This window comes from Arthrobacter zhaoxinii (assembly GCF_024385505.1).
GTDB classification, from domain to species: domain Bacteria; phylum Actinomycetota; class Actinomycetes; order Actinomycetales; family Micrococcaceae; genus Arthrobacter_B; species Arthrobacter_B zhaoxinii.
The window spans coordinates 442,326-454,480 of the sequence record NZ_JANFLT010000002.1; the positions used below are offsets into that span (position 1 = coordinate 442,326).

10 protein-coding genes are annotated in these 12,155 nt (G+C 64.3%); 4 read left to right on the forward strand and 6 right to left on the reverse strand.

What is annotated here, in order from left to right; genetic code table 11:
* Positions 1 to 35: 35 nt before the first annotated feature.
* The gene (locus NNX37_RS05635) at positions 36 to 578 is read left to right on the forward strand and encodes a peptidylprolyl isomerase (protein ID WP_255791322.1); all 543 of its coding nucleotides are present in this window, start codon (positions 36 to 38) and stop codon (positions 576 to 578) included.
* Positions 579 to 644: 66 nt separating this feature from the next.
* On the forward strand, positions 645 to 1,505 hold the full coding sequence (locus tag NNX37_RS05640) for a rhomboid family intramembrane serine protease (RefSeq protein WP_255791323.1): 861 nt from the start codon (positions 645 to 647) through the stop codon (positions 1,503 to 1,505).
* Between the two features lie 393 nt (positions 1,506 to 1,898).
* On the opposite strand, the gene NNX37_RS05645 is transcribed toward NNX37_RS05640, so the two are convergent.
* A complete protein-coding gene (locus NNX37_RS05645) occupies positions 1,899 to 2,147 on the reverse strand; it encodes a cell division protein CrgA (RefSeq protein WP_255791324.1) in 249 nt (82 codons plus the stop codon).
* Between the two features lie 226 nt (positions 2,148 to 2,373).
* Here NNX37_RS05645 and NNX37_RS05650 point away from each other — a divergent pair, with 226 nt between their 5' ends.
* Entirely contained in the window at positions 2,374 to 3,147 is a 774-nt protein-coding gene (locus NNX37_RS05650) for a class E sortase (RefSeq protein WP_407079929.1), read from the forward strand.
* A gap of 176 nt (positions 3,148 to 3,323) precedes the next feature.
* Positions 3,324 to 3,962 carry an aminodeoxychorismate/anthranilate synthase component II gene (locus NNX37_RS05655; RefSeq protein ID WP_255791325.1) on the forward strand — a complete coding sequence of 213 codons (639 nt, stop codon included), beginning with the start codon at positions 3,324 to 3,326 and terminating at the stop codon, positions 3,960 to 3,962.
* A gap of 46 nt (positions 3,963 to 4,008) precedes the next feature.
* Here NNX37_RS05655 and pknB read toward each other — a convergent pair whose 3' ends face one another.
* Genes pknB through NNX37_RS05680 form a run of 5 tightly spaced genes read right to left on the reverse strand, consistent with a single transcriptional unit; the run spans position 4,009 to position 12,126 of the window.
* Positions 4,009 to 5,913 (reverse strand): Stk1 family PASTA domain-containing Ser/Thr kinase, encoded by a 1,905-nt coding sequence (gene pknB, locus NNX37_RS05660; RefSeq protein WP_255791326.1) that lies wholly within the window; start codon positions 5,911 to 5,913, stop codon positions 4,009 to 4,011.
* A 6-nt stretch (positions 5,914 to 5,919) separates the two neighbouring features.
* A complete protein-coding gene (locus NNX37_RS05665) occupies positions 5,920 to 7,824 on the reverse strand; it encodes a protein kinase domain-containing protein (RefSeq protein WP_255791327.1) in 1,905 nt (634 codons plus the stop codon).
* Positions 7,821 to 9,260, reverse strand: coding sequence for a peptidoglycan D,D-transpeptidase FtsI family protein (locus NNX37_RS05670; protein WP_255791328.1), 1,440 nt, complete (start codon positions 9,258 to 9,260; stop codon positions 7,821 to 7,823). The genes NNX37_RS05665 and NNX37_RS05670 overlap by 4 nt, the downstream gene beginning before the upstream one ends.
* A complete protein-coding gene (locus NNX37_RS05675) occupies positions 9,257 to 10,672 on the reverse strand; it encodes an FtsW/RodA/SpoVE family cell cycle protein (RefSeq protein WP_255791329.1) in 1,416 nt (471 codons plus the stop codon). The genes NNX37_RS05670 and NNX37_RS05675 overlap by 4 nt, the downstream gene beginning before the upstream one ends.
* A complete protein-coding gene (locus NNX37_RS05680; protein ID WP_255791330.1) occupies positions 10,672 to 12,126 on the reverse strand; it encodes a PP2C family protein-serine/threonine phosphatase in 1,455 nt (484 codons plus the stop codon). The genes NNX37_RS05675 and NNX37_RS05680 overlap by 1 nt, the downstream gene beginning before the upstream one ends.
* Between the last annotated feature and the right edge of the window lie 29 nt (positions 12,127 to 12,155).

Genomic DNA, 12,155 nt, shown 5'->3' on the forward strand with positions numbered 1-12,155 from the left:
GCCCGCACGCAGAAGTGCCGTGGAACAATGGGCTTATGACTGCTATTCCTACAGCAAAAGCAACCATCCACACTTCCATGGGCGACATCAGTGTCAACCTCTTCGGAAACCACGCCCCCAAGACGGTCAAGAACTTCGTCGGCCTGGCTACCGGCGAGATCGAGTGGACCGATCCGGCGACGGGCGAAAAGACCAACCGCCCGCTCTACGACGGAACGATCTTCCACCGCATCATCAAGGACTTCATGATCCAGGGCGGCGATCCCCTGGGCCGCGGCACCGGCGGACCGGGTTACCAGTTCGACGACGAGATCAACCCTGATCTCGACTTCTCCGCCCCGTACAAGCTGGCCATGGCCAACGCAGGCGTGCAGATGGGCCGCGGCACCAACGGCTCGCAGTTCTTCATCACCTCCGTGCCCACCACGTGGCTGCAGGGCAAGCACACCATCTTCGGTGAGGTTGCCGACGACGAATCGCGTGCACTGGTTGATCAGCTCAACGCTGTTTCCACCGACGGCCGCGACAAGCCGACCGAAGACGTGGTCATCAACAGCATTACCGTCGAGCAGCTCTAGTCTGCTCGAAGGTGCCCCGGCCGGATTCTCCGGCCGGGGCCTTTCTCCAATCCGGGAGTTCCAGCAATGTCATATGGAGTGCCGGCCGAGGTGCCGGATTCGCAGGTTCCCGTGTGTCCCCGCCATCCGGACCGGGTCAGCTACATCCGCTGCCAGCGCTGCGGGCGCCCGGCCTGCCCCGAATGCCAGAAGAATGCCGCCGTGGGTGTGCAGTGCATTGATTGCTTCAACCAGCAGCGCAAGGACCAGCCGACCTACCGCACCTCCTTTGGAGGCCGCGTCGCCGGCGATGGAAAACCCGTGGTTACCATCACGATCATGGCTGTCTGTGCCGTCGCCTACGTCATTCAGCTGCTGCTGCCGGAATTCACGCGCACCTTCTTTTACGCCCCCGTACTGACGGACTCCCAGCCTTGGCGGATGCTCACCTCGGCGTTCCTGCATTCCCAGGGCAGCCCCATTCACATTGCCTTCAACCTCTATGCCCTCTGGTTCCTGGGCAGCAGCCTGGAACCCCTGTTCGGCCGCGCCCGCTTCGCCCTGCTCTATCTGATTTCCGCAGTGGGGGGCTCCGTGGGCGTGATGTACCTCGGAGAGCCCGTCACAGCTGTGGTGGGGGCCTCCGGCGCTGTCTTCGGCCTCTTTGGTGCACTGTTCGTCGTGATCCGGCAGCGGCGCGGGGAACTGCGGTCCCTGCTGATCCTGCTGGCGGTGAACCTGGTTCTGGGGTTCGTAGTGCCCGGAATCGCCTGGCAGGCCCACGTAGGCGGTCTGCTGACCGGCGCGGCCTGTGCAGCCATTCTGGCGTATACCCCGAGGAGCAGGCACCGAACGGCCATCCAGTTCGCCGGACTGGCGGGGATTGTGCTGCTGCTTGTCGCGGCGGCGGTGCTCTGGCAGGCCCCCGTACGGATCATCCCGGGGTAACCGGCCCTTCCCGAAGAAACTGTGCCCGCTGCTTCCCTGCAGCGGGCACAGGCGTTTAACGGCGCCCACAGCGCTGCATAGTTATCCACAGGGATACCCACAGTGTTAATAACCTACATGGTTGTAGTTTCCGGATCCGGAGCCCGATCCACAGGGTTATCCATAGGCTGGGAAGACTTACACACATGTAATTCCACAGCTGTGGATAACCTGCTTCCCTTTATTTGCAAGGAAGTTCGAGAAGTAACCCACAGAGTTACCCACACCTGTGGATAACTCCGTGCACAACCTGTGAACAACAGGAAAATACGGGGATAGCGGCTCCCGGGGGCACAAAAAAGGCTTCCCGGTGCCGAAGACGGCACGGGGAAGCCTGCCCTGTATGCGGGTGTGTCAGCGCCAGCGCGTTGTCATCAGGAAGCCCACAATCGCGATGCCGAAGCCCACCAGGATGTTACTGGCACCGAAAGACGGCACAGGGTACTGGCCCTGGGTGATGTAGTACGTAATGATCCACAGCAGGCCCAGAATCATCAGGCCGAACATCACCGGTTTGTACCAAACGGGGTTTTCCTTGGGAGCGGACACGGTTTTGGCCGGGGCAGGGCGGGAAGCCTTCTTGCGGGACTTGGACTCAGGCACGGATCCTCCTAGCGGAACCGGCTCTGCAGACGCCGGTGGTTGTAGTCATGGTCGGGGACAACCGCGGCCCGCAGGAGAAGTCTCCTTCACCGCACAGACCTGTTAGGGTCATCCCTATTCTGATTATCCTAGCGAATTCCCCGGCCAAGCTGGCGCCGGTTCCCTGACGCCGCGAAATACCGGCACCGCCATAAGGAGAGCATTGGCTGAGCCACCCGTCACCACCATGCAGCGCCGCCGCGGGCGCCGTACCTCCTCCCGCCGTCCGGCAGGGAAAGGGAGGATGGTGGTCCAGGTTGTCGGTGAGCTGCTGATAACACTCGGGATTATCCTTGCCCTGTTTGTTGCATGGCAGCTCTGGTGGACCAACCTCGAGTCAAACCAGGCACAGCAGGAAGCCATTGACGTGTTGTTTGAGGACTTTGACCTGCCGGCAGCACCGGCCCCGGCAGCTTCGCCCCGGGACTACGGGGAACCGGTGGTGATGGAACCGATGAGTGCGGAAGGGACGACGTTCGCCGTTGTCTACGTGCCCCGCTTCGGCGAGGGGTATTCCACACCGGTGACCAGCGGCGTGGGAACGGCGGTGCTGGATACCCTCGGGCTGGGGCACTACCCCGCAACCGCCATGCCCGGTGCCGTGGGGAACTTCGCGGTAGCCGGCCACCGGCAGACCCACGGCAAGGCACTGGATCCCATCCACACCCTGGTACCCGGCGACCATATCTATGTGCAGACCGCTGACGGGTACTACGACTACGTCTACCGCAATACGCAGATAGTGCTGCCGGACCGGGTTGATGTACTCGCGGCCGTCCCCACGGAGCCCGCAGCGGTCCCCAGCGAGCGGTTCCTCACCCTTACCAGCTGCAATCCGCGCTTCGGGTCGCAGGAACGCATTATTGCCTATGCCCTGATGGACTCCTGGCAGCCCTTGTCCGCTGGTCCGCCGCCGGCAATCGCCGACGCCGTTGCCGCCAATGCCTCCGGAGGTCGCTAAAATGTACGGATGGTTGTTCCGGCACCTTCCCGGTCCGTTGTGGTTCCGGGTCCTTCTCTCCGCGGTGTTGATTGCCGCAGCAGTGCTGGCCCTGATGGAGTATGTTTTCCCCTGGCTTGCCGAGACCAGCTTTCTTCCTTCTTTGACGGATTCAACGATTGGCGGTTCCTAGCACCATGAGCACCCGGATCCTGGTGGTCGATAACTACGACAGCTTTGTCTATACGCTGGTGGGCTACCTTCAGGAACTCGGCGCCCAGACCACGGTCATCCGCAACGACGACCTGAGCGTCGAGGAGGCTGTGGAACTGGCCGCGCGCCATGACGGAGTGCTGGTATCTCCGGGTCCGGGGACACCGGGTGAGGCGGGGGTATCCGTGGACCTGATCCGCTGGTGCGGAGCCACCGCCACCCCCATGCTGGGTATCTGCCTTGGCCACCAGGCACTGGCAGAGGCCTTCGGCGGCACGGTCACGCACGCACCCGAACTGATGCACGGGAAGACCTCGCTCGTGGAACACGGCGGTGAGGATGTGTTTGCGGGGCTGCCCAGCCCGCTCACGGCCACCCGCTACCATTCGCTGGCAGCTGTTACCGACAGCATTCCCGCTGAGCTGCGAGTCACGGCACGGACCGCAAGCGGCATCATCATGGGGCTGCGGCACGCGGCGGCACCGCTGTCCGGAGTGCAGTTCCACCCGGAATCCGTCCTCACCGAGGGCGGCTACCAGATGCTGGGAAACTGGCTGGAATCAGCTGGTCTGGCAGGAGCGGCGGCCCATGCCGCCACGCTCAGCCCGCTCATCAGCAGTTAGGCACCCCGCAGCAGGCGGCCAGCGGCGTTCCGCGGACGCTGACTGCCTAGCGCCGTCCCGGCGGGGTGGCCGACGGGCTGGACGGCGACGGCGACGGCGAGGACGTCGGCTGGGGTGTCGGCTCCGGAGCCGGTGCCTTGGCAACCGTCAGAATCACGGTACTTCCCGGGGCCACATTGGTGCCGAACGGGAGGCTCTGCAGGATGACCGTCCCCGGCACGGCGTCCGAGGTTTCGACATATGTTACCTTGGGCGTCAGAAGCAATGAGGGATCGACCAGTGTTGCTTGAGCCTGGTCAACCGGAGAATCTACGAGATTGGGAACGGTTACCAGCCCGGTGGAGACCACGATGACCACTTCGCTGCGCGTGGGGACGGTCTCGCCGATAGCGGGATCGGTGGCGAGCACGCGTCCCCGCTCCATGGTGGAGCTGTTGGCCTCGGTCGTGGCCCCGCCCTTGAGCCCGAGCCCGCGAAGCTCATCCCGGGCGCCGGACTCGGTCATTCCGACCAGGTCCTGGGGAATGGTCACGGCGGATGGTCCCTGCGAGACGTAGAGCGTGATGGCCTCGTCCTTGGCGACATCCGCCCCGCCCGCCGGGCTGGTGCGGACGGCCAGGTCCTCGGCCACGCTGTCGCTGTATTCCTCGCTGATGCGGGGCGGCTGGAAGCCGGCACCGATGATCTCGTTCATCGCCTCGGTCTGGGATTTCCCCTCAACCTCGGGAACGGTCGCGGTAACGGGGGCGGGAGGTTCGGCGGTGAGAATGTTCCACCCGACAAATCCGCCGACGGCGAGGACCAGGACAAGCAGAATGCTGAAGACCGTGATCCAGGCCCTCCGCCGCGCCTTTTGCTGGGGGTCGCGGTCACCGGTGGACCCGATGGCCAGAACTGAGCTGTCCTCGTCCTCCCGGGGATGATCATCATCCGTCAGGAGCGAACCCCCGGCGAGGACCTTGGCCATGGCCCGGGTGCGGGGCTCGTCTTCAGCGGAAACGGTGACGGCAGTAGTGGCCGGTGCCGCCGGACCGCGCACGGGGATCGCCTGCGTGGCAGCGGTGACGGGGCCGCCGTCGCGCGCCGAAAGCAGGGCTTCGCGGAATTCCCGGGCCGTCTGGTAGCGGTGGTCGCGGTCCTTGGCCAACCCGCGTTTCAAAACCTCGTCCAGGGCTGCCGGAACCTCGGGGTTCAGGCTGCTGGCGGTGACGGGCTGTTCACGCACGTGCTGGTAGGCGACGGAGACGGGGCTATCACCGATGAACGGAGGCCTGCCCGTGAGCAGTTCGAAGAGCAGGCAGGCAGCGGAGTAAAGATCGCTGCGGGCGTCCACGGTTTCACCTCTGGCCTGCTCGGGCGAGAGGTACTGCGCTGTGCCGACCACGGCCTGTGTCTGGGTCATGGTAGCGGCTGAATCCGCCATGGCGCGCGCGATGCCGAAGTCCATGACCTTCACCCCGCCGTCGGCCGTCACCATGACATTGGCCGGCTTGATATCCCGGTGGACAATCCCCGAGCGGTGGCTGTAATCCAGTGCAGCGAGGACACCGAGGGAATAGTCAATGGCCTCCCCGATGCTGAGTCCCTCCGCCTTGATCAAATCGCGAAGTGTCCGGCCCGGAACATACTCCATCACGATGTACGGCAGCCGCACGTCGTCGCGCGGGGAGGTTGACTCCTGGTCCCCGGTGTCGTATACGGACACTACGGAGGGATGATTCAATCCGGCGACGGCCCGGGCCTCGCGGCGGAAACGGGACTGGAACAGCGGATCCCGGGCCAGATCGGGGCGCAGTACCTTGATGGCCACGGTCCGGCCCAGCCGGATGTCACGCCCAAGGTAGACGTCGGCCATTCCGCCGCGTCCAATGAGTTCACCTACCTCGTAGCGCCCGTTCAGGACGTTATCGGTGTTGAGGGTGGGCTGCCCTCGAAGGAATTCTGCGCTCATGGTCTCTTAGTTACTGCCTGTAGGGCCGGTCATGCTGGCGCCGCCGGGCTGGCTCAGCTCGGAGCCGGCCCCGGTGCCATTGCTGTTGCCGTTGTTGCCGGCGTTCCCGTTGTTCCCGTTGCCGTTATTGCCGTTATTTCCGGAGTTGCCGTTATTACCCGTCGGCGAGGGGACAGGGGCCTGGGCGGCCTCGGCAATGTAGTACGTGACGGAAGATCCGCTCGGCAGGGTGGTTCCCTCACCAGGATTGACTCCCACAACCGTGCCCGGTGCTGCATCGGACTGCTGGGTGCCGCCGTTGACCGGAACCAGACCGGCATTGACGATGAGCTGACGGGCATCGGCTTCCCGCTGTCCTGTCAGGGCAGGGACCGAAACCATTTCCGGACCCGAGGAGTACGTGATGGTCACTGCATCTCCGCGCTCCAGGGAACCCGACGGGTTAACCTCGATCACAGTCCCTTCCGCAATGTTGGCATCAGAGACCGGCAGCCGCTGGACCTGGAATCCGAGCGATATCAATTCGGAGTAGACGTCATTGACCGGCCGACCCGCATAATTTGCCGAGTCGAGCACGATTGTCTCATCGCTGGGGGTGGCTGAAGGGGTCTGCGAAGGTGTCGCCGACGGGGTCGGAGTTTCGCTGGGCGTCTCTGACGGGGTCTTGGAAGGGGAGGGGCTGCGGGACGGGCTGGCAGCCGACGAACTCGCGGCCGGGGCCGGATCTTCGTCACTTTCGGAGCCCGTGAGGATGAAGAAAGCTACGACGCCGGCCAGGATCAGCAGGAGCAGGGCAATCAGCGGAATCGTCCAGGGGCTCCGGCGCTTTTCCTCCGCAGCATCCCCCGGCCCGCCGTCGTCGTAATCGACATCGTCTTCGTCAGTCCACTCACGGGACGCAGCGAGTTCACCCGTGCGGGCGTCATCTGCGGCCACGGTGGCGCCGGCGACCGTGGGCAGGGCCGACGTCGACGGCGCGGTGTCCACCACGCGGGTAACCGAAGTGCCGGTGGTGGGGACCGGGGCAGTAACCGCACTGGCGGAGGAGCCGAAGAGCAGCATGCCCGGGACGGCCTCCTGCGCGGCATTGATGTCCCCGCGGCGGATGGCGGCAACGGCCAGGGCCAGCGACTCGGCGTCCGCGGGGCGGTCCGCCGGATCCTTGGCCAGCATGGACATGATCAGGGCGCGGACCGGTTCCGGAATGGTCTCAGGCAGCGGCGGAGGCGTGTCGTTGACCTGCGCCAGGGCAATCGCAATCTGGGATTCACCGGAGAACGGACGGCGGCCGGCAAGCAGCTCGTAGCCAATGACACCAAGCGCGTAGATGTCGCTGGAACCCGTAGCCTGCTGTCCCGTTGCCTGTTCCGGAGCCAGGTACTGGGCCGTGCCCATGACCTGTCCGGTGGCGGTCAGCGGTACCTGGTCGGCAAGGCGGGCAATGCCGAAGTCGGTGATCTTGACCTTGCCGTCGGGCATGATGAGCAGGTTGCCCGGCTTCACGTCCCGGTGCACCAGGCCCTGGTTGTGCGCTACGGCCAGCGCCGTGGCGACCTGCCCGATGATGGACAGGGTCCGGTCCGGGGAGAGCACCTTGTCGCGCTCGATGATGGTGGACAGCGGCTGTCCGGGAACGAGTTCCATGACCAGATAGGCGGAACCGTCCTCTTCGCCGTAGTCAAAGACGTTGGCGATCCCGGGATGGTTCAGCAGCGCCGTGTGCCGGGCCTCCGCCCGGAAACGGTTAAGGAATCCCGGGTCCCCGGTGTACTCCTCCTTGAGGATCTTGATGGCAACAATGCGGCCCAGGACCAAGTCCCGTGCCTTCCAGACCTCGCCCATACCGCCAATGGCAATACGGTCGGTCAGCTGGAATCTGCCGCCTAAGGTGATACCCGATGTAGGCCTCACTTGTTCAACACCGCCTCTAGGAGTTTCTGCGCGCTTGGAGTGGTCAATTGGGCACCGGTGGCCAGGTCCACGTCTTCCATAACAACGGAAATGGCGACCTGGGGATCGTCGGCCGGAGCGAAACCGGTGAACCAGGCATTGTCTCCCCGGCCGTCAACCTGGGCCGTGCCGGTCTTGCCGGCCACCTGGAAGCCAGGAACCTGGGCGGACTTGGCCGAGCCGTTGTCTACGACGCCGACCATCCACTCGGTGAGCTGGCGGGCTGTGTCGGGGCTGATGGAAGTGTTCAGTTCAGTGGGTTTCGGTTCGTCAATCACGGACAGATCAGGAGCGCGGACGCTGCGGATCAGGTTGGGGGTCATCTGTACGCCGTTGTTCGCGATCGCCGCGGAAATCATGGCGACTTCCAGCGGGGTGGCGGTCACGCTGCCCTGGCCGATGGAGGCGAGGGCCAGCTGGGCCTCGTCCTCGTTGTCGGGGAAGTGGCTCGCCACGACCTCGTTGGGGATGGCCAACGGGGTGTCGAAACCGAACTTCTTGGCCTGCGCCGCAATATTGTCCTGCCCGAGGTCCAGCGCCACCTGCGCGAAGACCGTATTGCAGGACCACGCAAGAGCAAAGGCGAAATCCGCCTCGGACCGGGCAGAACAGGCGCCCGTGGTGAAGTTCGGGAGCGAGATGTTGGTTCCGGGCAGCGGCAGCTCGGGCGGATTCGGAATCACCGAGTCGGCGTCATACTTGCCGGACTCCAGCGCCGCCGCCGTGTCGATGAGCTTGAAGACGGATCCGGGAGCCAGCAGCGACTGGGTGGCCGGGTTCAGGTAGGGAGACAGTCCCGGCGTGGACGTCAGTGCATCCATATTGGCTCCGAGCAGTGCGGTGTCATGCCCGGCCAGGAGATTGGTGTCGTAGCTGGGCTTGGACACCATGGCAAGGATGTCACCGGTCTTGGGATCCATCATCACAATGGTTCCACGCTGTCCGTCCGGAATGAGGTCGTAGGCCAGCTGCTGCAGCTCCGGATCGATCGTCAGTTCCACGGATGCGCCCTGGCTCTGGGCACCGGAGAAGAGGGAGACCAGCTTGTCGTAGAACTGCTGGGAGCTGTTGCCGGACAACTCGGCATTCATATTCATTTCCAGCTGGGTGGTCCCGTTCAGGTTGAAGAACCCTGTCAGGTGCGAATACAGCTCGGGGCTGTTGTAGACCCGCTGGTAATTGAACTCGTCGTTCGAGGGGACGGACTCGGCGATGGCCTTGCCATCGACCAGGATGGAGCCGCGGGGTTCCCCGAAGTCGCGGTAAATGCCCCGGTTGTTGTTCGGGTTGGTGTTGAGTTTGTCGGCGGCAAAAAACTGCACATACGTCAGCGAACCGAGAATGAGCACGAACATTGCCAGGGCCACTACCCAGCTGTTACGGATGGCCTGGTTCATTCGTCTCCTTCCTTAGTGGAACGCCGGGTACGTGCGGAAGCGCCGGACCGGGATTCGGACATGGCCGGAACCATGTCGGTGGACAGCGGACCGGTAGGCGTGGGCCTGCGGGCAGCATCGGAGATCATGAGCAGGAGCGCCACGATGATCCAGTTGGCCAGCAGCGACGATCCGCCTGCGGACATGAACGGGGTGGTCAGGCCGGTCAACGGGATCAGCCGCGTCACGCCGCCGATCACCACGAAGCACTGCAGGGCGATGATGAACGACAATCCGCATGCCAGGAGCTTGCCGAAACCATCCCTGGTGCCCAGGGCAGCGCGGAAGCCGCGGGACACCAGCAGGACGTACATCAGGACAATCGCAAAGATGCCGATCAGGCCCAGTTCCTCGCCGAGGGCGGCAATAATCATATCGCTGTTCGCGAAGGTCACCAGATCCGGACGGCCCTGTCCCAGGCCGGTGCCGACAAGCCCGCCGCTGGCCAGGCCGAAGAGGCCCTGTACCACCTGGTAGCTGCCGCCGACCCCGTTGTAGACCTCCGGATCGAAAGCGTTCAGCCAGCCGTGGATGCGCCGCTGCAGGTGGCTGAACAGCTGGAGGGCGACGAATCCGCCCGCTGCCAGCAGGCCCAAGCCGATCAGCACCCAGCTCACGCGGCTGGTGGCGACGTAGATCATGGCCATGAACAGGCCGAAGAAGAGGATGGACGAGCCAAGGTCCCGCTGGAACACCAGGACGCCGATGCTGACGAGCCAGGCAACGACCATGGGGCCCATGTCCTGCATACGCGGGAACTGCAGCGGCCCCACTTTCCTGCCGGCGAGCAGAATGAGGTCACGGTTGGTGGATAGATACCCGGCGAAGAATATGGCCAGGGTGATCTTGGCGATTTCACCGGGCTGGAAAGTCCCGATGCCCACGTTGATCCAGATTCGCGCGCCGTTGATTTCCTGCCCCAGACCCGGCATCAGCGGAAGCAGCAGGAGGATGGCGCTGACTATCAGGGAGATGTAGGTGTAGCGGCGCAGGATCCGGTGGTCCTTGATGATGAACAGCACGGCGATTCCGGCCGCCACGGCTACGGTGCTCCACAGGAGCTGCCGGTCCGCCGCATCGTCGCCGTTGGTGATGTCCAACCGGTGGATCATGGCCAGCCCGATGCCGTTGAGCGCCGTGACGATCGGAAGTATTACCGGATCGGCATACTTGGCGCGGAAGCGCAGCACGAGGTGGAAGACGATTACCAGGGCCATCAGGGTGCCACCCTGGACCCAGAAGTCCGAATCGAAGGCGCGGTCCTCGTCAAGGCCGACAATCATGTTCGCGCCGACCCCTACCAGCAGGGCAACGAGGAGCAGGAGCGCTTCGATGTTGCGGCGCGGCTTAGGCACGGTCTGGATGTCCGACACTACCGCTCACCTCCGCAGGCATTGTTCTGTTCGGTTCCCGGCGCAGACGTCGCACCCGGCGTAGGTGCTGCGGTCGGGGAAGGGGTGTCGGCCGGAGGGCACAGCACTGCCTTGGCAGTGTCGCGCAGCTCGCTGACAATTTCCCCGGCATGCTCCAGGTCCCGGGCCGGAAGGGTGTCCTCCACCCGGTTGCGGTGATACTCGGAGAGGCTGTCCACCGGAATATCGGAAATATCGGTGACGTGAGAGAGCTGGATAGGCCCAACCGTCTGGGAGACACCGTTGTAGATTGCAACCCGGTTGTCATAGGACCCCACGTAGTAGCGGGTCTGTGTCCAGGTGTAGCCCAGCCACACCACGACGACCAGCAGGAGGGCGACGACGGTCAGGAAGGCGGGCAGCAGCCAGCGCTTCCAGCCGGCACGGGGCGAATCCCCGTCCTGCTGCGGCTGCTCGGTTCCCGCCTTGTGGGTCAGCATGCGGGCAGCCCGGCGTTCCGCCGACCGCTTGGTGACGATGGGGATCTCGCCGGTTTCGGTAGCCAGCGAGGCAGCACCAACCAATACGTGGGGGCGGGAGGAGAGATCCTGGCGGATCAGGGCCGCGCGTTCCCGCTCGCTCTCGGGGTCTTCGGAGGCGGGGGCGGCCTCTGCCTCGGGTGCATCTTCCAGCGCGGGCGGTGCCGCGGCGGTCACTGCTGAGGCGCGGGGGCCGTGGTCGCGGGAGGGCAGTTCGGAGAGCCGCGCAGTGGCGGGTGCGGAGCCGGCGTCGGGATCCTCGGTGATTTCGATGACCGCCACCGTGACATTGTCCGGAGAACCGCCGGCCAGGGTCAGCTCAACCAGGGTGTCCACGCATTCCTGCAGGTCCTGGGTGGAGCTGAGGACTCCCTCAATGTCGGTGTCCCGCAGAACCGCCGTAAGCCCGTCGGAACAGAGCAGCCAGCGTTCCCCCGGCTCCACGTCGAAGGTAGCCAGATCCAGTTCCGGGCTGGCGTCGACGTCTCCAAGGACACGCATCAGCACGTTCTTGTGCGGGTGTACTTCAGCCTCTTCGGGCCGCAGCCGGCCTTCGTCGATCAGCCGCTGCACGAAGGTGTGGTCAATGCTGATCTGCTCGAACCGGCCGTCTTTGAGCCGGTAGGCACGGGAATCACCGATGTGCGCCAGCGCCAGGCGCTGCTCGTGCAGCAGCAGTGCCGTGACTGTGGTTCCCATGCCGGAGAGCTGCGGGCTGGTGGTCACCAGTTCGGACAGAAGCGAATTTGCCGCCTGGATTTCATCGGCAAGGACCGTCAGGGGTTCGTCCTCGTAGACAGCACTGTCCAGATGGACCAGATCGAGCACGGTGGAGGCGGAGGCGACGTTGCCCCCGGCATGTCCGCCCATGCCGTCGGCAACCACGGCGAGGTATCGGCCTACGTAGGCGGAATCGTCATTCTTGAAACGAACCATGCCGACATCGGACCGTGCTGCATATCGAA

Bases quoted from the DNA above. Each gene is read 5' to 3' on its own strand.
- NNX37_RS05635 (WP_255791322.1), top strand. From the start codon at position 36: ATGACTGCTATTCCTACAGCAAAAGCAACCATCCACACTTCCATGGGC.
- NNX37_RS05640 (WP_255791323.1), top strand. From the start codon at position 645: ATGTCATATGGAGTGCCGGCCGAGGTGCCGGATTCGCAGGTTCCCGTG.
- NNX37_RS05650 (WP_407079929.1), top strand. From the start codon at position 2,374: ATGCAGCGCCGCCGCGGGCGCCGTACCTCCTCCCGCCGTCCGGCAGGG.
- NNX37_RS05655 (WP_255791325.1), top strand. From the start codon at position 3,324: ATGAGCACCCGGATCCTGGTGGTCGATAACTACGACAGCTTTGTCTAT.
- pknB (WP_255791326.1), bottom strand. From the start codon at position 5,913: ATGAGCGCAGAATTCCTTCGAGGGCAGCCCACCCTCAACACCGATAAC.
- NNX37_RS05670 (WP_255791328.1), bottom strand. From the start codon at position 9,260: ATGAACCAGGCCATCCGTAACAGCTGGGTAGTGGCCCTGGCAATGTTC.
- NNX37_RS05680 (WP_255791330.1), bottom strand. From the start codon at position 12,126: ATGGTTCGTTTCAAGAATGACGATTCCGCCTACGTAGGCCGATACCTC.